Source organism: Streptococcus sp. 27098_8_91, assembly GCF_041432385.1.
Taxonomy (GTDB): domain Bacteria; phylum Bacillota; class Bacilli; order Lactobacillales; family Streptococcaceae; genus Streptococcus.
In genome coordinates, this window is the sequence record NZ_JAPVZN010000006.1 from 110309 (window position 1) to 134910 (window position 24602).

24 protein-coding genes are annotated in these 24602 nt (G+C 40.1%); 2 read left to right on the forward strand and 22 right to left on the reverse strand.

What is annotated here, in order from left to right:
• Positions 1-5 precede the first annotated feature (5 nt).
• Both O3611_RS06900 and O3611_RS06905 read left to right on the forward strand, forming a co-directional pair.
• Entirely contained in the window at positions 6-293 is a 288-nt protein-coding gene (locus O3611_RS06900) for a hypothetical protein (RefSeq protein ID WP_045763640.1), read from the forward strand.
• Positions 294-372: 79 nt separating this feature from the next.
• Complete coding sequence (locus tag O3611_RS06905) at positions 373-1026, forward strand: hypothetical protein (RefSeq protein WP_371608184.1); 654 nt, start codon at positions 373-375, stop codon at positions 1024-1026.
• Positions 1027-1111: 85 nt separating this feature from the next.
• Here the strand turns inward: O3611_RS06905 and dnaJ are convergent, their stop codons facing one another.
• The 22 genes from dnaJ to O3611_RS07015 all read right to left on the reverse strand — a co-directional run.
• On the reverse strand, positions 1112-2248 hold the full coding sequence (gene dnaJ / locus O3611_RS06910) for a molecular chaperone DnaJ (protein ID WP_049508269.1): 1137 nt from the start codon (positions 2246-2248) through the stop codon (positions 1112-1114).
• A 369-nt stretch (positions 2249-2617) separates the two neighbouring features.
• The gene (locus O3611_RS06915; RefSeq protein WP_371608185.1) at positions 2618-3502 is read right to left on the reverse strand and encodes a hypothetical protein; all 885 of its coding nucleotides are present in this window, start codon (positions 3500-3502) and stop codon (positions 2618-2620) included.
• A 51-nt stretch (positions 3503-3553) separates the two neighbouring features.
• Positions 3554-5377: a molecular chaperone DnaK gene (gene dnaK / locus O3611_RS06920; RefSeq protein ID WP_000034667.1), complete on the reverse strand. Its 1824-nt coding sequence runs from the start codon at positions 5375-5377 to the stop codon at positions 3554-3556.
• A gap of 430 nt (positions 5378-5807) precedes the next feature.
• Positions 5808-6323 (reverse strand): nucleotide exchange factor GrpE, encoded by a 516-nt coding sequence (gene grpE / locus O3611_RS06925; RefSeq protein ID WP_371608186.1) that lies wholly within the window; start codon positions 6321-6323, stop codon positions 5808-5810.
• A gap of 26 nt (positions 6324-6349) precedes the next feature.
• Positions 6350-7384 carry a heat-inducible transcriptional repressor HrcA gene (gene hrcA / locus O3611_RS06930; protein WP_316108642.1) on the reverse strand — a complete coding sequence of 345 codons (1035 nt, stop codon included), beginning with the start codon at positions 7382-7384 and terminating at the stop codon, positions 6350-6352.
• A gap of 161 nt (positions 7385-7545) precedes the next feature.
• On the reverse strand, positions 7546-8058 hold the full coding sequence (locus O3611_RS06935; protein ID WP_153225697.1) for a DUF2812 domain-containing protein: 513 nt from the start codon (positions 8056-8058) through the stop codon (positions 7546-7548).
• Positions 8059-8092: 34 nt separating this feature from the next.
• Complete coding sequence (locus O3611_RS06940; protein ID WP_153225696.1) at positions 8093-8668, reverse strand: DUF2812 domain-containing protein; 576 nt, start codon at positions 8666-8668, stop codon at positions 8093-8095.
• The gene (locus tag O3611_RS06945) at positions 8668-8988 is read right to left on the reverse strand and encodes a PadR family transcriptional regulator (protein ID WP_049508281.1); all 321 of its coding nucleotides are present in this window, start codon (positions 8986-8988) and stop codon (positions 8668-8670) included. Before O3611_RS06945 ends, O3611_RS06940 begins: the two co-directional genes overlap by 1 nt.
• 119 nt (positions 8989-9107) lie before the next feature.
• Complete coding sequence (gene glnA, locus O3611_RS06950; RefSeq protein WP_045763630.1) at positions 9108-10454, reverse strand: type I glutamate--ammonia ligase; 1347 nt, start codon at positions 10452-10454, stop codon at positions 9108-9110.
• Positions 10455-10489: 35 nt separating this feature from the next.
• A complete protein-coding gene (gene glnR / locus O3611_RS06955; protein WP_000659543.1) occupies positions 10490-10846 on the reverse strand; it encodes a transcriptional repressor GlnR in 357 nt (118 codons plus the stop codon).
• A 75-nt stretch (positions 10847-10921) separates the two neighbouring features.
• The gene (locus O3611_RS06960) at positions 10922-11449 is read right to left on the reverse strand and encodes an aromatic acid exporter family protein (protein ID WP_153225695.1); all 528 of its coding nucleotides are present in this window, start codon (positions 11447-11449) and stop codon (positions 10922-10924) included.
• Positions 11450-11578: 129 nt separating this feature from the next.
• The gene (mraY, locus tag O3611_RS06965; protein ID WP_153225694.1) at positions 11579-12559 is read right to left on the reverse strand and encodes a phospho-N-acetylmuramoyl-pentapeptide-transferase; all 981 of its coding nucleotides are present in this window, start codon (positions 12557-12559) and stop codon (positions 11579-11581) included.
• Between the two features lies 1 nt (position 12560).
• Complete coding sequence (gene pbp2X, locus O3611_RS06970) at positions 12561-14816, reverse strand: penicillin-binding protein PBP2X (protein WP_371608187.1); 2256 nt, start codon at positions 14814-14816, stop codon at positions 12561-12563.
• 3 nt (positions 14817-14819) lie between these two features.
• On the reverse strand, positions 14820-15137 hold the full coding sequence (gene ftsL / locus O3611_RS06975; RefSeq protein WP_075231548.1) for a cell division protein FtsL: 318 nt from the start codon (positions 15135-15137) through the stop codon (positions 14820-14822).
• Between the two features lie 9 nt (positions 15138-15146).
• The gene (gene rsmH, locus O3611_RS06980; RefSeq protein ID WP_075228524.1) at positions 15147-16097 is read right to left on the reverse strand and encodes a 16S rRNA (cytosine(1402)-N(4))-methyltransferase RsmH; all 951 of its coding nucleotides are present in this window, start codon (positions 16095-16097) and stop codon (positions 15147-15149) included.
• Positions 16098-16168: 71 nt separating this feature from the next.
• Positions 16169-17992 carry an excinuclease ABC subunit UvrC gene (gene uvrC / locus O3611_RS06985; protein WP_371608188.1) on the reverse strand — a complete coding sequence of 608 codons (1824 nt, stop codon included), beginning with the start codon at positions 17990-17992 and terminating at the stop codon, positions 16169-16171.
• A gap of 70 nt (positions 17993-18062) precedes the next feature.
• The gene (locus O3611_RS06990) at positions 18063-18764 is read right to left on the reverse strand and encodes a M57 family metalloprotease (RefSeq protein ID WP_371608189.1); all 702 of its coding nucleotides are present in this window, start codon (positions 18762-18764) and stop codon (positions 18063-18065) included.
• Positions 18765-18870: 106 nt separating this feature from the next.
• The gene (locus O3611_RS06995; protein ID WP_371608190.1) at positions 18871-19650 is read right to left on the reverse strand and encodes an alpha/beta hydrolase; all 780 of its coding nucleotides are present in this window, start codon (positions 19648-19650) and stop codon (positions 18871-18873) included.
• A gap of 65 nt (positions 19651-19715) precedes the next feature.
• The gene (locus O3611_RS07000; protein ID WP_371608191.1) at positions 19716-21377 is read right to left on the reverse strand and encodes a ribonuclease J; all 1662 of its coding nucleotides are present in this window, start codon (positions 21375-21377) and stop codon (positions 19716-19718) included.
• A 994-nt stretch (positions 21378-22371) separates the two neighbouring features.
• Positions 22372-23064, reverse strand: a complete 693-nt coding sequence (locus O3611_RS07005) for a phosphoglycerate mutase (RefSeq protein WP_070679035.1) — start codon at positions 23062-23064, stop codon at positions 22372-22374.
• 132 nt (positions 23065-23196) lie between these two features.
• Complete coding sequence (locus tag O3611_RS07010; RefSeq protein WP_075231554.1) at positions 23197-23565, reverse strand: hypothetical protein; 369 nt, start codon at positions 23563-23565, stop codon at positions 23197-23199.
• A gap of 530 nt (positions 23566-24095) precedes the next feature.
• A partial coding sequence (locus O3611_RS07015) for an LPXTG cell wall anchor domain-containing protein (protein ID WP_371608192.1) occupies positions 24096-24602 on the reverse strand: 507 nt, incomplete at its 5' end.

Consider the following 24602-nt stretch of genomic DNA (forward strand, 5'->3'; position numbering starts at 1 on the left):
TCACTATGAAACTATCAAATTTACTACTTTTTGCAGGCTCTGCAGTCGGTTCATACCTCCTCGTTAAGAATCGCCAAGCTATCACTGAAGAAGTTCTAGATACTACTGATCGCGTTGAAGCCATTAAGGATGACTTGGATATCATCCAAGATAGCCTGCAAATTATCGACCAACAAAAAGAACTCATCAAGGAATATCAAAAAGATTTGACCTATAAGTTTAAAGTCTTGGAAAAAGACGTCCAAACAAGACTTGCTGTACTAAAAGAATTGCAGGAAACTGAAGAAAACTAAGGGAAACTCCAATTTTCCTTATTCCCCTTTAAATCCATTTTGGATTATCAGATCTTAATAGACAAGGGAGGGCATGAAAATGAAACAGTTTTTTAAAGTTTTGGCGCGGATCATCCTGATTATTTGTGGTGCCCTCTGCCTTCTTGCAGCCCTGGCATTTCTAATACTGGCCAATCTGTTCAAGGCCTCACCTGGTGATATTCAAGAAGGAAATGAATCCTTAAAACAAATCTTTATCTCCCTTGACCTGCCTCCTGAGAAAGTAGAATCAAATGGAAGCTATCAATTCGAGGGTGGGGGCTTAGATTTTTATGTGACTTTCTCAGATGATATCGTCAATAGCCACCCAGTCCTAAAAGAAAGCCCAAACCTTACTAAAAACCGACTCAAAGTCTATGTCTTAAACACAGGAGATATTTCCTACCATTCAGTAGAAGACAACTTATTCAATCATGGTTTATTCCAATTTTTAGAGGAGGAAAGCAGGAAGTATTTCCAAGAAATCGGAAAGAAATCAAATCCTTCTTACTTTATTCTCTCTTGGAGGGATCCAGAAAGCATGAAAAAGGGAATCGCATTCTATGAAAAAGCTTTGACCTTGGTGGATATTCAGGATAATTCGGCGATTAATCACATTGATACCGTCGTCCTTAAACCTGGAAAAGAAGCGGAATTCAGGCAACTCATCCAGGACATGGATGAGGCTGGCTTACTCACTCAAAGATCTGAATAGCAGACCAACCAGAGATTATTTCTCCCATGCTAAAAGACTAAAGATTGCACGAAAAAGAGCCCGAAGGCTCTTTTTACTTTATGCTTTATTCTCCTTCAAAGGCATCCTTAATATGGTCAAAGAAGCCTTTTTTCTTTGGATTTACTTTTAAATCACCTGCAGCTGCGAATTCTTTCAAGGCTGCTTTTTGTCGTTCGTTCAAGCCTGTTGGAGTCACGACATTGACAGTAACGTATTGGTCACCAAGGGCACCACCACGAAGGCTAGGCGCACCTTTACCACGTAGACGGAATCGTTTACCAGTCTGAGTTCCTTCTGGAATGACTAATTCTACATCACCATGAACTGTAGGGATGTCTACTGTATCACCAAGTGCTGCTTGAACAAAATTGAGGTTCAAATTGTAGAAGATAGTGGTTCCTTCACGTTCAAACTTATCACTAGCTTCAACTGAAACCACCACGTACAAGTCACCATATGGTCCACCGTTAAATCCTGCTTCACCTTGACCAGCTAGGCGGATCTGTTGACCTGTTTCCACACCAGCAGGGATTTTTACGTGTACACTATGGGCTTGTTTTTCATGACCAGTTCCATGACAGGTTGTACATGGATCTTTGATTTCTTGACCACGGCCATGACAGACATCACAGGTTACTTGGCGACGCATCATGCCGAGAGGTGTTTGGGTATCAACATTGATCACACCTGAACCATGACAGCGTCCACAAGTAACTGGACTTGTTCCTGGCTTAGCACCAGAGCCATTACATGTACGACAGCTAGCTTCACGATTATATTTGACTTCCTTTTCTGTACCAAAAATAGCTTCTTCAAAAGTCAAATGAACGCGATACTGGAGGTCGTCACCTTGACGAGGGGCGTTTGGATTACGTGATGCACCGCCACCACCAAAGAAGCTTGAGAAGATATCTTCAAATCCGCCAAAGCCACCTGCTCCGTCGAAGCCTCCGAAACCGCCAGCACCACCAAAACCACCGTTGGCTCCAGCCGCACCATATTGGTCGTAAGCAGCACGTTTCTGTTCATCACTTAAGGTCTCATAAGCTTCTTGAACTTCCTTGTACTTGTCCTCAGCACCAGGCTCCTTGTTGATATCTGGGTGATATTTTTTAGATAATTTCCGATAGGCTTTCTTGATCTCATCTTGAGATGCATTCTTTGAAACGCCCAAACGGTCATAAAATTCAGTATTGTTCATACAAGATACTAAGAGCGGACAGAAAGCGACTAAAATTTAGGAAACCGACAAGAAATCCTGATTTCTTAGGCGTTTTATCTAATTTCCAAGCTTTCCGCTCGGGTTCAATTCCCCGAACACTCTTTGTTCCTTTCTTTTAGTATTGTGAAATGAAACTACAATTTAAGTGGGTTCATTTTTATCTATTAACAAAAAAATCGTAATCAATTTTAAAACAAGAGTGTTTTTACAATATTTAGTTTAAGTAAAATAAGACAAAAGCAGTATTTACTTGCATACCAGCTATATATTACAGATCACATCGTAGATAAATTATTTTTCTCAATAAAAGATACTCATTAAAAATGTTTAGTATATAAATAATTGTTGCTATTTTAAGAAATCAAAGTTGACTTTTTTTACATTATATTCTGACAAATCTATTTTATTTCTACTTTCATAATAAGTACCATCATCTTTTTGGCGAATATAGAAGTCATAGGTCTTGTTCCCAGTTTTACTATTGCTTGGTTTCATCTTGCTAGCCAATAATTTAAGCTGAGGTGCCTCAAATTGAACTCCTTTAAACACATCATCTACTTTAGTAAAAAATATCAAAAATTCATTGTCATGTAAATCTTCAATCATTTTTTCATCCAAAGAATACCACGTCGACCATAAAAAATCAATATCTTTATAATTCTTACTGTAACGAACATATTTAACTGGTATTTTTTTATTCTTAGCAATTAGCTTCTTTATATCTTTCAGTAAAAATACTTTTTCTGCTCTAGAGACTTGTTCGTTATATTTGGACATTGGTTCGTTATCACTATCAGAATCATTATTCTCAAATTTACTACTAACATAGTCTAGATAGGTACCTAAAAATTCATTCGAGGAATTTTTAGTTTTCCATCTCATAACCTCAATATGCGATTGACATTGACTAATGATCTTAAGTTCATCATTCTTATTCCTATAAAACTCACGAATGTTATCAATATCTTTTAACATTTGCAAATTTTTTTCATACTCTATTTTCGACTTACTATGACGCCATGAATAAATTCCCGCAATACCAGCCACTATGGACACTAGGGTCTCTGAAGAAAAAATAACTTTGATTAAGGTGGGACTAGATTCATTAATCTCATTATAATAGAATGTTAAACCAATAAATATTATTAGTATAAAAATGAGAACATATAAAAGTAGTAACAAATAATCTTGTTTTAGCTTTTGTATTGGTTTGCAACACCGTTTCTTAAACATTTTACTCCTATAAGAAACTAGAACAGCTTAAGCTGTTCTAGTTATTCAACTTTACTTTTCAGTAAACTCTCCGTCTACGACGTCATCGCCTGCGTTTCCTGTTGCTTGTGCGCCTTCTGCTCCTGCTTGAGCTTGTTGCGCTGCTGCGGCTTGTTCGTAGAGTTTAACAGCAAGTCCTTGAGCTTTTTCGTTCAACGCTTCAAGTTTTGCTTTCATTTCGTCCAAGTTGTTGTCTTCTTGAGCTTTCTTAAGGTCATCAAGGGCAGCTTGGGCAGCGTCACGTTCTGCGTCGAAGCCTTTGCCTTCAGTTTCCTTGATTGTCTTTTCAGTCGCAAAGATTGCTTGGTCAACTTCGTTACGAAGGTCTACTTCTTCCTTACGTTTCTTATCTGCTTCAGCGTTTGCTTCTGCATCTTTCATCATGCGGTCGATTTCTTCGTCTGTCAAACCTGAATTTGATTGGATAACAATTGTTTGTTCTTTTTGAGTTCCAAGGTCTTTAGCTTTAACTGATACGATACCGTTCTTGTCAATGTCAAATGTTACTTCAATTTGTGGGATACCACGAGGTGCAGCTGGGATATCAGTCAATTGGAAGCGTCCAAGAGTCTTGTTATCTGCTGCCATTGGACGTTCACCTTGAAGAACGTGGATATCAACGGCTGGTTGGTTGTCTGCTGCAGTTGAGAAGACTTGTGATTTAGATGTTGGAATTGTTGTGTTGCGGTCGATAAGTTTTGTGAAGACACCACCCATTGTTTCAATACCAAGTGACAATGGTGTTACGTCAAGAAGGACAACGTCTTTGACATCACCAGTAATGACACCACCTTGGATGGCAGCACCCATAGCAACTACTTCGTCAGGATTTACTGATTTGTTTGGTTCTTTACCAGTTTCAGCCTTAACTGCTTCTACAACGGCTGGGATACGAGTTGAACCACCAACAAGGATAACTTCGTCGATTTCTGACAAGCTCAAACCTGCATCTGAAAGTGCTTGACGAACTGGAACTTTTGTACGTTCTACAAGGTCACGAGTCAAATCGTCAAATTTAGCACGAGTCAAAGTCATTTCCAAGTGAAGAGGTCCAGCCTCACCTGCAGTGATAAATGGCAAGCTGATTTGTGTTGAAGTTACACCAGAAAGGTCTTTCTTCGCTTTTTCAGCTGCATCTTTCAAACGTTGCATTGCCATCTTGTCAGTAGACAAGTCAATACCATTTTCTTTCTTGAATTCTGCTACCAAGTGGTCAATGATTTTTTGGTCAAAGTCATCACCACCAAGTTTGTTGTCCCCTGCAGTTGACAATACGTCGAAGACACCGTCACCCAATTCAAGGATAGAGACGTCGAATGTACCACCACCAAGGTCAAATACCAAGATTTTTTCTTCTTTGTCAGTCTTGTCCAAACCGTAAGCCAGAGCGGCTGCAGTTGGTTCGTTGACGATACGTTCTACTTCAAGACCAGCGATTTTACCAGCGTCTTTAGTTGCTTGACGTTGAGCATCGTTAAAGTAAGCTGGAACTGTGATAACTGCTTTCGTTACTTTTTCGCCAAGGTAATCTTCAGCGTAGCCTTTCAAGTATTGAAGAATCATAGCTGAGATTTCTTGTGGAGTGTATTCTTTGCCGTTAGCAGAAACTTTTTCAGAAGTTCCCATCTTAGATTTGATAGAGATAACTGTATCTGGATTTGTTACTGCTTGGCGTTTTGCAGCATCACCGACGATGATTTCGCCGTTCTTGAATGATACTACAGATGGAGTTGTGCGGTTTCCTTCTGGGTTTGCGATGATTTTGCTTTCAGTTCCTTCAAGAACTGCAACTGCTGAGTTTGTTGTACCTAAGTCAATACCGATAATTTTAGACATGTGTTTTTCTCCTTAAATTTATCTTCTTTTTTTCTTTTTGATACTCTTCTTAAGTAGCGACGCCGTCAGAGCTTGACTTCGTCAATCTCTTTGACTAAACTTTGAGCCTAAGGTCTCAAAGTTTGCGCAAATAGCGCCACAGCGAAGAGTATCGTCTTTGGTTCGCTTCGCTCACTATTGCAAAGCTGAACTACTTTTTTATCTTTCTTTCATAGTTTAGTGTCGTTTCGGACAAGTTTGCTATTATGTAAAATACGACACGAGGAGTCGAAATCGATTTTATTTCGACGATGAGTTACTTTAGCTACCATCAGAATTGCCTAATCGAACACGCCCTAAGCTCTGGGTAAAAAAGATAGATTTCCTTGTGTTCATCGAACACTTCGTCAATCTCCTATTTTTACTGGGAGCTTTTTACGGGCTTTGTATCCTAGTTATAAACCACTACCATGGCTGGGCGTAGGATGCGGTCATGGAGTTTGTAGCCTTTTTGGAAGACTTGGGCGATGGTATCTGCTGGGTGTTCATCGTCTGCTGGGAGAGTTTGGATAGCCATATGGTAGTTATGGTCAAATTCACCATCAGCTGCGATTTCTTCAATGCCTTCTTCTTTCAAAGCGTGAATCAAGCTTTCTTGCACCATCTCTAATCCTTTTTTAACGTCGTCTGTCAAACCTTCAACTGCGAGTGCACGCTCAAGGTTGTCGAGCGATGGTAAGATTGCTTTTGCCAAGTCCTGACTACGATAACGTTGCAAGTTTTGACGTTCTTCATTGGCACGGCGTTGGATATTTTGCATTTCTGCATGAGCACGAAGGTATTTATTTTCAAATTCTTCGGCACGTTCATTGGCCAAGTCCAATTCAGACTTTTCAGGAGTTGTTTCTTCAGCTGTTTCCACAACTTCCTCTTCTTTTACTTCTTCATTTTTAATATCTTGGGCCATTTTCGCCTCCTTTAATGATTTCAATCTTAATTCACTTCATAGTGATTACTGCTGAGATAGCGGTAAAAATCCGTCAACTTCATAGTCAAAACTCGATTAACTACATTGAGTTGATTGACCAATTGTTGATAATCCAGATTGACCGGACCTATAATCGCAAGGATTCCAAATCCACGATAGGGAATCAGGAACTTACTGCTAATCACTGCTAAGTCAGCTAAACAGGATTCTTGGCTATCCGCAACTCGGACACTTTGCATCTGGTCGCCAATCAGATTCTCTCGAATTTCCAAAGCTACCTTTTGTGGCTGATCAAAAAATTGATAGGCTGCTAGATTAGCGAAATTCAAAAGATTGACTTTCCCAGAAACCACGATATTTTCATTGAACATTTCTTTAAAGATATGTTCGACGAGATCCATAACATTATCCGTTGTTGTGAAGTAACGTTGGATAATCTGCGGAATCTCTGTCCGAATCTTATAGTGAATATCCAAAACAGTCTGATCCAGGAAACGCTCTTGAATCATGGTCTTGAGGCGGTTCAAATCCTCCTGCAAGAAATTTCTCGGAATCAAAAACTGACTGGTAACTGTTCTAGACTCATCAAGCGTAAAAACAGCAAGAGCTGTGTGTTGTCCGAGAACAACGATGTCAAAAGCTGTTAGCTTCTGCCTACTTGGTTCTACATCCAGTGCTACAACCGTACAACCACTCAAGTCTGTCAAGATTCTCGTTGCCTCTTGAAGAATATCCTCAAGCTTGAAGAATTCTTGATCAAATGCTTTTACAATCTCATAAACTTGATTTTCAGCTAAACGGTCGAAGGATAAGGAGTGTTTGACATAGTATTGAAATCCAGCCACACTCGGCATCCGACCACTGGAAGTATGTGCCTTTTCAAGCAAACCTTGCTTTTCTAGAGCTGCCATGTCATTTCGAATGGTAGCACTACTAGAGTTGATAGACTCTTGCAAGGCCTTAGATCCAACAGGTTCGTGCGTTTTGGTAAAGATGTCAATAATCAGATTTAAAATACTCTGCTGACGTTCCGTAACCATCTCGTCACTCCTCTCTGATAGATCTTTTTAGCACTCGTAACCTCCAAGTGCTAACTTATGATTCTATTATACACCCTTAGAAAAGAATGTCAAGACAAAAACTCAAAAAATTAGCACTCTTTTACCAAGAGTGCTAAAAATCAGTCTGAGGACCTAGAAAATTATCTTACATTCTCAAGATATTTCTTTTTAAGTCTATAAAAACTATAGATTAGGTAAGAAATCACGAGGGCATAAAGGGCAAAAATAAGGAAGAAAGACTGAGAGAGACTTTCGCGAAACAGACTCATACAAACAACAAGACCACCAGAGATAGAAACTGTAGATGTACGAAGTCTAGATTTCACATCAGCCCATCGAAGACGATTGTCCATGAAAGATTGATCATTTGAATCTACATCACAAGTTGCTTTTCGAAAAACAGAATAAGAACAATTTTCCACAAATTCCCATCCTCTATCCTTAATACTTTGTAAATCCACCTCATTTTTTCTAAGGTAGCTAGTATTCCACACACGGTAAACTACATCATCTGGTCGGCATTGTTCAAAATAGAAAAAGCCAAAACGATTCGATTTAAATTTCCAACCTTTCAAATGCATCTCATGCAAATAATCTTCTACCTTATCCAAATCAAAAATGGTAAACATTCGAAATTGTACTTTGCTATTCATTGTCTGACCTCCAAATTAGAAAACATGCTTGATTTTATTTATCGGATAATTCTTTCCATTTTTGAAACAATCTCCAACAAATATAAGAAATCTGAATCGAAAAAACTATCAATAAAGTACAGTCTACGCTAACAATCAAAAACATTCCCCAACTGAAAGAACCTCTTCCACTGAGTAACTTTGAGAAAACCGGTAGTAGCGCTGAAAAGAGAAGCAAGACAGGAAGCATCCGCATTATTAAAATGCGCTTGACCATAGCTAACTTCCCGGCCGCATCATTATAAATTTCAAACTCGGCATCTGATTCAATTCGATAATAAGGTTTTCTAAAATAGGAAAAACCATTAAAGTCTGTAATATGCTCCCACCCACAATCTTTAAATAGTTGTAAATAGGAAGCTCTCTCTGATTTTTTCATAGGATAAAAGTCCAACTGATAAACCACCTGCTCCGGTTGGCACTTTTCAAATGTATACTTAACCGCAACTACTAAGTTAGAATAACTTACTTCCTTAAGTTTCCAGCCCTGAGCATGCATTTCTCTGAGATAGAGTGCCTCTCTATCATAATCCGCAATGGTACAAATCCTATAAACAACTTTCTTTTCCATCAAAGCTCCTCCCGACTGTTTCTATAGAGCCGTTCAATACGTTTCAACTCAATCTCTAAAACTTTTCTTCCTAAGTCTGTTATCTGATAGATTTTACGTTTTTCCTCTTCTCGGACAAAGGAAATCAAACCATCCTTTTCCATCTTCGATAGGGTTCCATACATAGTCCCAGGACTAATCGAAACCTGTGAATCTGTCATTTCTTTGACCTTTTGCGTAATACCATAGCCATGGTTCTCCTTTTGCAGACAAAACAGAATATAAAATCCCGTTTCAGTCATGGGAAGGTAAACCCGCCTAATCTTATCTGTTAATTCCATTTAATCAGACCTCCTATTTAGTTCGATATATCGCACTTCGTTATATAAAATATATCACACCTCGATATAAAATACAAGAAAAAAAGATCGTCCTCACGGACAATCTTTCTGATTTATTATTAGTATAGATCTAGGTAGTTATCAATTTCCCATTGTGAGACAAAGGTTGCATAGCTCGCCCACTCGATGCGTTTAGCTTCAAGGAAGCTAGTGTAGATGTGTTCACCTAGAGCTGCTTTAACCACTTCGTCTTCTGTCAAAGCCTTCAAAGCGTTGTGAAGAGTTGATGGAAGGTCAGTAATGCCAGCCTCTTTACGCTCTTCTGCAGTCATGATGTAGATGTTTTCCTCGATTGGTGCTGGTGCTTCAATTTTGTTTTCGATACCGTTCAAACCAACTTCTAAAAGAACAGCCATAGCAATATATGGGTTCGCCATTGGGTCCACTGAACGCAACTCCAAACGTGTTCCCATTCCGCGTGATGCTGGTACGCGGACAAGTGGTGAACGGTTACGGCCAGCCCAAGCGATGTAAACAGGGGCTTCGTAGCCTGGAACCAAACGTTTGTATGAGTTAACGGTTGGGTTCATGATAGCTGTATAGTTGTAGGCATGTTTGATCAAACCACCAAGGAAGTAGTAAGCAGTTTCTGACAATTGCATTCCTTTTGGATCATTTGGATCAAAGAAGGCATTGTTTCCTTCAGCATCAAACAAGGACATATTACAGTGCATACCTGAACCAGCGATACCAAATTTTGGTTTAGCCATAAAGGTTGCATAGAGACCATGTTTACGGGCAATTGTTTTTACAACTAGTTTAAAGATTTGAATCTTATCACAAGCGCGAAGAACTTCATCGTACTTAAAGTCAATCTCATGTTGGCCTACAGCAACTTCGTGGTGACTTGCTTCAACTTCAAATCCCATTTTGGTCAAGACGTTAACAATCTCACGACGAGTGTTGTCAGCAAGGTCTGTAGGCGCCAAATCAAAGTAACCACCCTTGTCATTTACCTCAAGAGTTGGATCTCCATTTTCATCAAGCTTAAATAGGAAGAATTCTGGCTCTGGTCCAAGGTTGAAAGATTTGAATCCAACTTCTTCCATGTGACGAAGAGCACGTTTGAGGTTTCCACGAGGATCTCCTGCAAATGGTTCCCCTTCTGTTGTATAGACATCACAGATCAATCCTGCGACACTACCGTTCTCATCTCCCCAAGGAAAGACTGTCCAAGTGTCCAGGTCAGGGTATAGGTACATATCTGATTCGTTGATACGAACAAACCCTTCAATAGAAGATCCATCAAACATAGCCTTGTTTGACAAGACCTTGTCTAGTTGTTCATCTGTAGCAGGAATTTCGACGTTTTTCATAGTTCCCAAAATATCTGAAAACATGAGACGGATAAAGGTTACATTTTTTTCCTTAACTTCACGACGAATATCTGCAGCTGTGATTGGCATGGTTTTTCTCCTTATATATGACGACTTGCGGTTGCCTAACCGCGACCAAAAGGTGATTGTTGAGAAGCAAAGCGACTTTGTTGGAGAACTTCATTCCGAAGGGCTCTTCGTACTTCAGTTTGACTCACTGGTTTTTTAGACTTCGCCTCACGTTCAGCATATTTTTTCTTGATGGCAGCAATGTTCAGACCTTCAGAGATATAATCTTTAATCTCAAGCAATCGATCCATGTCATTCAAAGAATACATACGACGATTGCCCTCGTTACGATCAGGCTTAATCAACTCCTGGTCTTCATAGTAACGAATCTGGCGCGCCGAAAGATCGGTCAACTTCATAACACTACCAATAGGGAAAACTGCCATATTGCGACGAAATTCTTTTTCCTTCATGTACACTTCCTTCTTTCTGTCTATTATAGTCTAAAAAAATTCAATCGTCAATCAATAATGTTATATCTTGTAACATTATTTTTCTTTTTTCTCTAAAATACTTCGTAAACGATCAATATCGTAATTTACAAGAATTGCCACAAAAACACCCATAAATGTTTCAAAAACTCGGGCAAACACGTACAAAACTGTCTCCCCGCTTGGAATTGATAAGGTAATAATCAACATAGCCGCAACTCCACCGATAACACCTGCTTTATTGTTCATAGCAACATTTGTCATAATGGTTAACATGGTGCAAATTGGAACAACAAGGAGGGTTGCCCAGAAGGCGCCGTGAAAAAGATTATTTAAGAGAAAGAAAATCAGGGCATAAAAACCACCGATACTATTTCCGAGAATACGAGAAGTACCAAAATGGACACTCTTATCAAAATCTTCTCTTAAACTAAAAACTGCAGTCAAGGCCCCAATCTGCAGTCCTTTCCAACCAAAAAAACCAAAAATCATGAGGACCAAAAAAACAGCGATTCCTGTCTTGAAAGTTCGCATCCCTAACTTAAACTTGGATTTGTCAAATCTATACTTTTTAAAATAACTCATCATTTCAACTTTCTATTTCCATTTTACCATAAATTTACCTATTTTTGAGAAGGGGATGCAATAAACTGATGGAAATAGAAAAGAGAAGGAACTTAATCCTTCTCTATCTGATGATTCCACATTCTCTTTTTAGAACAAATATATGAAAGCCAAAGTCAAGAGACTAGCGAATAAGCCCACTCCCCAGAAGAAGAAGTCGACCTTCCACTCACTCCAAGATTGGCCTTTTCCAGAAAAGCCCCCCAACTCAAAATGATGGTGAACTGGTGTCATACGGAAGATACGTTTTCCTCCAGTCAACTTAAAGTAGGTGACTTGCATCATAACAGATGTTGTTTCAAAAACATATACAATCCCAATCAAGAGCAAGGTCCATTCTTGGTGCAGTGCCATGGAAATAGCAGCCAACATACCTCCAAGGGCTAGGCTACCTACATCTCCCATGAAAACTTTAGCAGGCTTGTGGTTAAAGACAAAGAAGCCAAGAAGACCACCAATCATTGCTACAATCACTAGTAAGATATCGAGCTGATTTTGCACATAGGCAATCACTCCATAGGCAGATAGGCTAATCACCACAGAAATACTTGCCAAGCCATCGATTCCGTCAGTCAGGTTAACTGCGTTTGAAAAACCAACTAACCAGAAGAGGGCAAAGAGAATATACAGAACACCTAAATGCAAGGGATAACCAAATACATTTAAGATATCTCCACCTCTTTCATAGAAGAAATAGAAGATAACTCCTCCGACCAACTGAAGCAAGAGCTTCTGTTTAGGATTAAGTCCTTCATTGATTTTGCGGAAAACCTTGAGGAAATCATCCAAGAAACCAACCAAACCATATAAGACCAGGATGAAGAGGATCATTCCAACATTATTGGTTAATTGATTAGTCACGAGAGCAAGAACCAGACTAACTAAAACTCCTGCTAGGAGAAAGACAAGTCCCCCCATTGTTGGTGTCCCGGCTTTTGCTTGGTGTTGTTTGACATCTTCATGCATCTGTTGACCGGTAATCTGTGCTTTATGGTAAAAACGGATAAAGGCTGGAATTCCTATGACTGTTAGAATAAAGGCAATCACTCCAGCAAAGATAGAAATAAGCATTCTAATCTCCTAATGTTATTTTTATTTTCTGTAAATCTTTTAAAGCTGTATTGGCACGAACACTTTGCTTTTTAACAGTTTCTCCTGTGCCTTCAAACTCAACTTGGATATTCAGCCATTTGGCAAAGGTTTCAACATTTTTCTTAGACCATCCATATAAGTCAGGCATCTCTTCTACCTTATCTGAAAGGAGTAAGATTTGCTGATTGGCGTCTAGATTGGTTCCTTCTGCTACAGAGCTTTCTTTGATTTTTGTTCCTGAACCGATAACAATTGGTTGTACAAGGTTACGACGGAGTTCTTCAGCTAGATCTCCAGGGCTATAATCCTTCATTTCTGGCATGGCATAACTAGTTGTAGATGTTACCTGATCCAAGTTTTTGGCTGTTGATTGAAGATTGAGTGTATCTTTCATTGCTGAAGCTCTTTCCAGAATAGGGTTGGCAAATTCTCCTAACTGTATTCCTGAGTAATGTTCTGGCTGTTGAACGGTCACATAGAGGATGAAATCTGGATTTTCAGCTGGGTGCATAGAGACAACTGAGAAAATATAGTTGGTTGAACCTTTTAGATATCCTCCATTTTGTTCATCCGCAATCTGGGCAGTCCCTGATTTCAATGCCACATTATAGCCAGGAACGTTGATTGTCCCTTTCCCTGTACTATGATTGTACATTGTACCATAGGCAGGATCTGTACCAACCATCACCATGTGGTCTCGAGTCAGGCTAGCTGCTTCCTTGGACACAGGATTTCCCACAACTTCCTTTTGTGACTTACGTACTGTTTGATCATTTGGATCATAAAGAGCACTGATAAATTTAGGCTCTAGCATAACCCCGTCGTTGGCAATAGCCGTAAAGGCACGAAGCATCTGGGTTTGCGTAACAGAAATCCCTTGACCAAAGGAACTCATGGCAATATTAACGATATTATCTTCAGGGAGTTGACCAGCATACTCTTCACTCATCCCAAACCGAGTCGGAACTCCAAATTTGAAACGATTGAGATAGTCTAACCAAGTAGCATCACCCATTTTCTGCTCAAGGAGAGTCATACCGATGTTACTAGAGTGAGCAAAACCTTGCGAGAAGGTCATCATTCCACCACTAGTCAGACCTTCATTGACATCCCAGTCTTTGATGGTAGCATCCGCCACCTTCAGTTCACTACTGTTGAAATATTCTCCTCCAGGGAAGGTATTGTTATCTATAGCTGCTGCTAAGGTCATGACCTTCATGGTTGAACCTGGTTCATAGTTACTTTGGTAAAGGATATCACGCCAGACAAAGTCCTCTGTAATCCCTTCTTTGGTATCAGCATCAAAGGTCGGCCTTTGAGTCGTGGCCAGAATTTCTCCTGTCTTGGCGCTAACCAAGGTCGCAGTCATGTACTTGCCTTTCACTTTTTCCTGGAAGGCATCCATTTGGCTTTCCATAAAGGATTGCAAAGGACTAGATATTGTCGTGTAGACATCTTTTCCATCTACGGTTTGTTGAGTGACTTGTTCCGTACCAGGAACGATATTACCTAGACGGTCTTTTTCATAGGTAATAATACCATCTGTCCCTGCTAACAAGCTATTCAAGGAGCTTTCAATACCAGATGTTCCAATAAGGCTCTTCGAACCATCTTCATTTTCATGGAGCTGGGCTAGACCAATGAAGGATGAAGCAAATTTCCCATTTGGATAACTTCGATTGGGGCTTGTGGTAAAATCCACTCCCTCAACCTTGGCAGCTTCTAGATCCTTTTTTATGGACATCATATTTGCGTAGGTAATCCCATTTCCTTTAGTACCAAAGGAAACCTGTTTGAGATTGGGTTGAGAGAGTTGATCTTTGACGTAGGTCTCCTCCATATCCAAATACTTATGGAAAATTTCGGCTACCTTATTGTACTGAGATTCCTCAACATATAGAATATCTCCATTCGCAGACTTATAATCCTTATCAATGACCGCATAAACATTGTAGGAGGTTGCATCTTCTGCAATCGGAGTTCCATTACGATCATAAATGGTTCCCCTCTTAGCAGGGACTATTCGAGTTGTTTGATGAACCTTATAAGCTTCTTTGACCAGGTCAACACCAAACTTCTTTCCCGTACCAATAATCACCGCAAAGTTAACCAAAAAAACAGCAAAGAGAATGACAGCCAAGAGACTAAGGCTTTTTCCAACTCGTCTGCGGTTTTCTAGAGGAGTTCTGCGATTCTTAATGGCAAAGTGTACTATTTTTTCTTTCCATGTTTTCATATATTACTCCGCCGATCGGATATTTCCATTGTTTAATTGCAAGTCTTGCGAATCCGCGACACCCGCCAGACGTTCTGAGCGAATCAATTCATTGACTTCTTGCTTAGCGTCGTCCAGCTCCGTCTTTTTCTCCTCAATCTGTCTGTTGACAGTTGTCAAATCACTTTGAACTTGCAGGAGCTTGGTTTGCATATAGACCACACTGATGGCTAAGACAAGGGCTGTAATGGCAATCGAAAGGTAAAAGGCCTTCTCAACACGTGAAAATCTCTTGATACGAGCTTGCAGTAATTGGCTCGTTGTTTCTCTTTTTTCTACCATTTTATCCCCTTACTTATGAATTTTTCGAGCTACTCGTAACTTGGCTGAGTGGGAACGATTATTGGCCTCCAACTCCTCCTTGCTTGGTAGAATCGGTTTGCGAGAGACTAATTCCATCTTGGGCTTAAGATCATCTGGGATGAAAGGCAAGCCTTTTGGCACTTCCACTGTTGAAGCTTCCTTGAACAATTGCTTGGTCAAGCGATCTTCCAGTGAATGAAAGGTAATGACTGAGATTCTTCCGTCCACTGCTAGTAATTCCATAGCTTGTTGGATGGACTCATCTGCAGCTCCTAATTCATCATTGACCTCAATACGGATGGCTTGGAAAATTTGCTTGGCCGGATGACCTTTTTTCTTGAGTTCCTTGGCAGGCTTAGCAGACTTGATAATCTCTGCTAATTCAGTCGTTGTCTCAATTGGCTTCAACTCACGCGCCTGTTCAATCTTCCGAGCGATCTGTTTGGAGAATTTGTCTTCTCCATATTTGAAGAAAATACGAACCAAGTCATGATAGTCATAATGGTTCACTACCTCATAAGCTGTCAGACTAGCTTCCTGATTCATCCGCATATCCAGCGGGGCATCTTTTTTATAAGAAAAACCACGTTCACGCTGGTCTAACTGCGGGCTCGAAACACCTAAGTCATAACAAATGCCATCAATTTCTTCTACACCCGCTTCCTGCAAACGTGCTTGCAAATGACGGAAGTTGTCCTTGATGAAGGTAACCATTCCTTTTTCTATATAAGGCGCCAGACGTTTTTGCGCATTGTCAATGGCATTCTGGTCTTGGTCAAAGGCATAGAGATGCCCCTTTTCACTTAATTTACTTAATAAATACTCGCTATGGCCTGCTCCACCCAAGGTCGCATCAACGTAAATACCGTCAGGTTTTACATCAAGCATATCAATGGTTTCATGGAGCATGACCGTTACATGATGAAATTCTTTAGTCATATCTTATCTATTTTACCACAATTCTGACTAGCTTGCACTCGCTAAAGCAAAAACCTTTCCTTGTTACTTTATCACTTGTATTCAGCAGGCGACTCTGCTACCTGAGCTAGTTCTACACGCTCTTGGGGATTCAAGTGTTGGTGAACAGCCTCTGCTACTGCTCTTGGTATACCAACTGCGACAATCTCATCCACGCTGGCTTCCTTGATTTTTGTCAGAGATTTGAAATATTTCATCAAGTTCTGCTTGCGTTTTGGACCCAGGCCTTCAATTCCATCCAATTGAGAGGAGAAGGAATTTTTCGAACGGAGTTGTCGGTGGAAGGTGATTGCAAAGCGATGGACCTCATCTTGGATTCGTTGTAGGAGAAAAAATTCCTGAGAATTGCGAGACAGCTCTACCACCTCAAGCGGATCTCCAAAGAGCAATTCATGGGTTTGGTGCTTATCGTTTTTTTGCAGACCTGCAATGGGAATATCTAACCCCAACTCTTCTTGAATAACCTGCTTAGCGATATTGACTTGTCCTTGTCCCCCATCAATGACGATCAAATCAGGCGGTGTCAAGCCATCACGCTGGACGCGCCCATAGCGTCTGCGGATGACCTCTCGCATACTAGCATAGTCATCTGGTCCAACAACTGTCTTAATCTTATACTTGCGGTAATCCTTCTTGCTCGGTTTCCCGTTAACAAAAACAACCATGGCAGAAACAGGACTAGTCCCCATGATATTGGAATTGTCAAAGGACTCGATACGGACTGGGGTTGGAATTTGTAAGAGTCGTCCCAAGTTTTCAATGGCACCTTGAGTCTTTTCAACTGATTTTTCTAGCAGGTTAAATTTCTGCTCCAAACTTACACGCGCATTTTTGATAGCGAGATTGACCAGTTGTTTTTTCTCCCCACGTTGGGGTTTGAGAACCTTGGTATCCACCAAGGCTTTGACTGCCTCTTCATCAATATCCTGAGGAATCAAAATTTCATTGGGAACCAGATGAGATTTTTCTTGATAAAACTGCCCAACATAGGTTAGGAAATCTTCATCTGGATCATTGTAGTAAGGAAAAAGGTTGACATCACGCTCAATGAGCTTACCTTGACGGACAAAGAAAACCTGAACGCACATCCAACCCTTATCTACATAATAGCCAAAGACATCGCGATTTTGGAGATCCTTGGCCATAACTCGTTGCTTGGTCCGAAGGGTTCCAATGGCCTGAATCAGATCTCGATATTCAGCTGCACGTTCAAATTCCATACTCTGAGCTGCCACATTCATCTTTTCCTTGAGGTCATCGATGATTTTATCATCCTGCCCCTTTAGAAAATCAGAGACTTCTTGAGCCATGGCTTTGAAATAAGCCTCGTCTTTCTTACAAATGGTGTGAGCCACGCACTGGCCGATATGGTAATAAAAACAGACCTTAGACGGTGGATTAGTACACTTACGAAAAGGAAAAATCCGATCCAGAAGTCGCTTGATTTCATTGGCCGCCCCCACATCAGGATAGGGACCAAAATAAAGACCACCGTCTTTCTTGACCTGACGAGTGATAATCAGGCGAGGATAGCGCTCATTGGTAATTTTGATGAAAGGATAGGACTTATCGTCCTTGAGCATAATATTGTACTTGGGCTTGTTTTCCTTAATCAGGTTGATTTCCAGAAGGAGAGCCTCAATATTAGACTCCGTGACAATAAACTCAAAATCTACAATTTCAGACACCAAGGCTTCTGTTTTGGTATCATGGCTCCCACGGAAATATGATCGCACACGATTGCGCAGATTTTTAGCCTTCCCAACATAGATGATTGTGCCGTTTTTGTCCTTGTGAATGTAACAACCAGAGCTGGTCGGCAAGAGCTCCAGTTTTGATTTAATCAAGTTATTCATAGTTCCATTATAGCAAAAAGCTCCCCTCATTGCTTACATCAGGGAGCTCTATTTTTCGTTTGAAAATCACCTATTCTCCAGACTCATATAGTTCTTGAACTGCTTGAACATCTTGAGCCTGAATACCATAATAAGAACCTGCTGGCTGCATGACTGACACTTCATTAGTATGTTCCAAGCCAATGGCATGTCCTAACTCATGCTCTGCCGTATGCAAGATACGATCATAGGTATAGCCATAGTTTGGATTAGATAAATAATAATGATTCAAACGAACTGTTACTGAAGTAAATTGTTTGGTAAGGAGATTTGTCTGACTCTCTGCCTCACCGGCAACAGATGTGGAACCATCATTCATTTCAGTCGCAAAAATAGTTACTTGGTCAGGTTCTGTCACAAGTACAAAATTAAAAGCGCCAGTCTGATTCCAGTTGGCAATAGCTTCGGCATAAGCCTTTTGAAAGGTTGCATCCATTTGAGGATCAATATAAATTGTCGCCTGCGCTTGGGGCCATTTTACTCCTGAATCTTGATGATGATCAGTCTGAGACAAGCCTTGCAACTTACCAGTTTCTTGCCATTGATGCCAACCTGCTTGACCAACTTGAACAAGTTGCCCCGCTTGATTGAAGATACCAGATAAATCTCCCGTCACATACCAGAGAATCCCTAAAGCAATGAGAATTAAGACTACAAGAGTCCACACAAGGCGCCAGAACATGCGCCAAATCCCTAGTAACAATCGACATAGAACACGAATAATCCAGAACATGATTTCCCGCCTTTCTAAAAAAATAAGAACCCATCTTTAAGCCATGGATTCCCATTCTAAAGATAGATTCCTTATTTTACTTGAGTAAGCTGAAAGAAAACTAAAACTAAGACAAGCGTTCTTCCAAAACAAAATCAATCGGCAGTGTAGCCAAAAACCGTTCCAATTGTTTTTCCCAATAATACCATTCATGAGTTCCTGCACTATGGCTATAGGTCACATCAAAACCAAGCCTTTTGAGGTTCTTAACCGCTAGGTTATTGGCAGCATACAAGAAATCTTGCTCGCCACACCAAGCCCAGAGTTTGGTCTTCTTGTCTGACTTTTTAGCAAGGCTTTCAAGCGAATAAGGACTAGTTTCCCAGTTATCAAGCTTGCCAAAAACTCCTCGCCAGTAAGCAAGCGTTCCAAGATTTTGACTTTCTGGAGAAAACTCTTCGAAACTAAGAGCACCAGAAAAACTAGCTGCGTGTGAGAAACGATTGGTTGACAAAGCCAACTTGAAGGAACCGTAGCCTCCCATTGAAAGGCCAGCGATAAAAGTTTTTTCACGCTTGCTAGACATATTAGGGAAGAAACGTTTGAGCACTTTAGGCAGTTCTTCTGCTAGAGCTGTATAGTAGTTATAGCCATACTGAGTATCTGTATACCAACCGTTACTTGTATTAGGCATGACAACAATCAGATTAGTCCCCCGCAGCAAGCGCTCTACATTGGTTCGTTTGAGCCAACTGTTGTGATTCCCTGACATCCCATGAAGGAGATAAAGAACAGGAATATCTGTAGAATCTGGCTCCTCAACCCGAGACGCATCAGGGTAGAGAACATTCACTCCCCACTCCATATCTAAAACTTCTGAGTAATACTCAATCTTCATTACTGCCATAACTTGCTCCTTATTCATTTAAGATAAGAAAAAGCCGAAACTCGACTTTCTCTTGCTATTTGATCCTATTTTGCTTCCATGACTACTGGTAAGATAGCTGGACGACGTTTTGTTTGGTCAAAGAGGAACTTGGCCAAATGATCACGTACCTTACCTTTGAGTTCTGCCCAATCAAAGTCTTCACCTTGGAGGTAATCTTCAACTGTTTGGTTTACCAACTCAGTACTTTCACGCAAGATATCACGGCTCTTCTTGAGATAGACAAATCCACGCGTGTGCACTCGAGCTTTAGCGATGATTTTTTTCTCACGACGGTTAACAGTGATAGCCACGATGAAAATTCCATCTTCTGACAAGACCTTACGGTCACGAAGGACGACATTCCCAACATCTCCGATAGCATTCCCATCAATCAAGACATCGCCTGCTGTAACTGCACCAGATGGAACAAAGTCTCCATGCTCATAAGACATAGTAGTCCCTTTTTTAGGGATGAAAATCCGTTCCGGCAACATACCAACTGCCATAGCAGCCTTGGCATGGGCATCCAACTCACGGTATTCTCCTTGGATTGGGAAGAGATATTTAGGTTGCAAGAGATTGATCATCAATTGCAAATCACGCGCATTCCCATGTCCTGACACACGCAAGCTATGAGTAATTGGCTTGACAACTCCACCTGCTTGATAGACCATATTTTCCACGCGTGCCATCACTGCTTCCTTGGCGATCGATGGTGTTGTAACGATATAAACTAGGTCACCTTCTTTGATTTCAACATAACGGTGACGACCGATAGACATCTTGCGTAGGCCGTTAATTGGTTCCCCCATACGTCCAGTTTCAAGGATAATTAATTCGTGATCTTCAAAACGAGACATATCTTTTGGTTTAATCAAAAGATTTTCACTTGCTAGAGACAATTTTTTCAAGCGAATCGCTGTACGGACGATATTTTCAATGTCAAATCCTGTCAAGACAACACGACGCCCTGTCTCCGCAGCTGCATCAAAAACTTGCTGGATACGAGAAAGGTTACTTGCAACTGCAGCAACGATGATACGTCCATCCCAATCAGAGATAGTTTGCGTGATTTCTACACCAACTTCATTTTCACTAGCTACTTGGATATTGCTATCTGCATTTGCTGAGTCACTAAGCAAAGCCAAGACCCCTTCGCGACCAATCTCTGCCAAACGCCCAAAGTCAGTGGCGTAAGATTCACTAGCCGTTTGGTCAAACTTGAAATCCCCTGTATAGACGATGTTTCCTTCAGATGTTTTCAAGACCACACCCAAACTTTCTGGAATAGAGTGGGTTGTACGGAAGAAAGACACAACAGTCCCACCAAAATCAATCTCTGTATTTTCATCAATCACATGGAAATCATCAAATTTCTTGACACTGTCATTTCCTTTAACAAAAAGCTTGGCAAGTTCAATGGTCAGCTCTGAGCCAAATACAGGAACCTTAGCTTCTGCCAAGAGATAAGGGAGGGCGCCAATCGCATCCGCATGCCCGTGTGTTAAGAAAACCCCAGCAATACGATCGCTATTTTCAAACAGATAGTCCATGTTGGGAATAACGACATCAACACCCAACTGTTCATTTTCAGGATATTTCAATCCTGCATCTAATACAAAAATCGAGTCGTTAATTTCTGCGATGTACATGTTTTTACCATTTTCACGCACACCACCAAGTGTTGTTAATTTAATAGTATTCATTTTTCCTCCGAATAGTCACTTCAACTGTTTGTAGAGCTTAAAATGCTCTCTTTTTTCTGAAAGTCCAATTCACTTTCAGCCGAATCTTTTCCATTCATTATACCATTTTTTTACTAATTTTCAAAATGAATCTCACAGATAATCGCACTTCATCTATCTCTTTCCTATCATTCTTACAGATACTGGAGGAGAGTTTGCTGGTAAAAAACAGGAATGACCTGCACCCTAAATGTTAGATTTTTCTTGGCTGCTGGTCAGCATTATATGACTTTAATAATGAATGAGCACTTATACCCTTTCTACTTCAGCAAATCAAAAACAAGTGAACGGCATGTTAGCAGAGGCTTTCAAAATTGACCAATCTGAGTATACTATCTCTCATAGCTACCAAGGATGGAAATAGCACCATGATTTTTATCATCAATTTTTTAATAACAAGTACTTTTATAAATAAAAAGGACACGATGATTCCCTTCTTTAGTGCTTGGAAATGTGATCTCGTTCTAAGGCTATGAGAAAATGTTTAAACCTCTGAACCGAGTGTGATATGAGATTGTAAACAATATTGATTATTATAGTGGATTAAAATAAGATATGAACAAAGAAATTAGGAAAGTCAAATAAATTTCTATAAATGTTTTAGAATCCGTAGCGTACTATTCTAGGTTCAATCCACTATACTTAAATACTCAATGAAAATCAAAGAGCAAACTAGGAAGCTAGCCGCAGGTTGCTCAAAACACCGTTTTGAGGTTGTGGATAGAACTGACGAAGTTAGCTCAAAACACTGTTTTGAGGTTGTAGATGGAACTGACGTAGTCAGTATCCTACATATACAGTAAGGCGACGCTGACGTGGTTTGAAGAGATTTTCGAAGAGTATAAAATCAAACTAAAAGGACTCAGCCCTGTGCAAGACAGAACTAAATCCTTCGCTTGAATTATTTGTGTAACTTTTTGAAATCGATATAAATCAATCCTAAACTTACAATTTTTTATTTTCCAAGGTAGTATTCAGAAACTACATTCAATTTTTCGTCGAATTCGAATACCAATGGTGGGAAGTTAGGGATTTCCACGTCCATGATTTCGTCGTCTGACAAACCTTTGATGTGTTTTACAAGAGCACGGATTGAGTTACCGTGTGCTCCTACGAATACGTTCTTACCATCTTTAAGAGCTGGAGCGATTTTATCTTCCCAGAATGGAAGGGCACGTTCCAAAGTTACTTTCAAGTTCTCAGCATCTGGGATAACTGAGTCATCAAGTGAAGCATAACGACGATCAGTGTGAGCTGAATATTCGTCATCACGAGGCATTGCAGGAGGCAACACATCGTATGAACGACGCCAGATGTGAACTTGCTCATCACCAAATTGTTCAGCTGCTTCAGCTTTGTTTTTACCAGTCAAACCACCGTAGTGACGTTCGTTCAAGCGCCATGATTTTTCAACTGGAACCCACAATTGGTCAGATGCTTCAAGAGCCAAGTTAGTTGTTTTGATCGCACGTTTCAATACTGAAGTGTAAGCTTGGTCAAATTCGATACCAGCTTCTTTGATCAATTTACCAGCGTCAATCGCTTGTTGTGTTCCTTTTTCAGACAAATCAACATCAGCCCAACCAGTGAAAAGGTTAGCTTTGTTCCATTCAGACTCACCGTGGCGAGCAAAAACCAATTTTACCATTTGATGGATACTCCTTTTATTTTCCGAGGTTTCCCTCGTTTATCTATTCTATTTTACACAATTTTTCACAAAAAAGCTAGTCAAAATCGACTAAAAAGAGAAGAGGTGACCTCCCCTTCTCTCAATAAACAACTATTCTTGAACTTGAAATTGTTTCAAACTTGTTAGGAATAGGGCGCCACCGATGACAATGACAATTCCACCAATCCAGCCTAAAAATGGAATCAGTCCTACTACAGAACCAACGATTAACAAAACAGATGGCGCCATTGATATGCGCTTATCATCCTTATAGTAGATTAGAGAGAGAATTCCAAGAATGAGAGTTGCGATTTTTACTAAGGTAAAAACAATGAAGATAATCGCTAAAACTACTCCTGCAAAATCTTCATTCGCAAAAATAGATGCAACCATTAATATTACGACTGGCAAAATTGCCAAGAGTGAGCCTGAGATAGTCCCAATAATTCCAGCAATTTGCGCTAGTGTTTTTGTCTTCATAAATGTCTCCTTCAAATTTTAATAATTGTTATTCTACCATATTTTAGGTTAAATTCAAAGCTTTTCCAAGTAGACCACAATATCATCAGTGGCACTTTATTTTCCTTAATTCATATAGTAAATTGAAATAAAGTATGAACAATTCAATTAGGAAAGTCAAACTAATTTCTAGAAATATTTTTAGCAGTCGTAATGTACTATTATAGATTCACTCTGCTATAATACCTTATTTCAAAAATACCAAATAAGGTGTGAATTTTTCATGCTCTTTTATAGATCAATAAGTGTTAAAAATAAGACAATAACCTCAGAATAGCTACTATCTTGTCTCATGTTTTTCTTCAAGCCTTGATAGATTTGGCAAATGGTATAAAAGACTTTGATTATAAACAATGACATAAGAAAAACGAGCATCTCCAACTATGGAAATGCTCGTTGTTTTTATATTTAGAAGTGAGTTTTTACCCAGCTTCTTTTCTAGCAATCTCATAGAATCAAGATTCTAAGATTTGCTTTATCCGAGTAATGGTTTACTCTTCTTCCTTACGTTTTTTAGAGATAAGGAGTCCTCCTGTCACTGCTGCAAGAAGTGCTAGTCCAAGTGAAGCGTTAGATTGTTTAGTACCAGTGTTTGGCAATTCTTTCGCTCCTGCTTTCTTAGCTGGTGCTTGAGCAGATGACTCTTTAGTTGCTTCCTTAACAACTTTATTAGCTGCAATTGTTGCCACTGATCCGTCCGCAAAGGTTACAACTACTGATCCGTCATTGTTCACCTTAACATCTGTCGCAGTTGGGTTAGCTTTCTTAACTTCTTCAGCTACTTTAGCTTTTTCGGCATCTGTCAAGTTGCTTGGATCTACTACTGGAGTAAGGGCTGGTGCTTTAGCTCCGTTTGCTTCAGACACTTTACCATCGTTCACAACTGGGACTGCTGGCGCTACTGTTGCGTCTGTTGCGCCTGACTTGTTACCTGCTGCGTCTGTCGCTGTTACAGAAACTTTGTCGCCTGCCTTCAATCCAGCTACTGGAATGTTGAA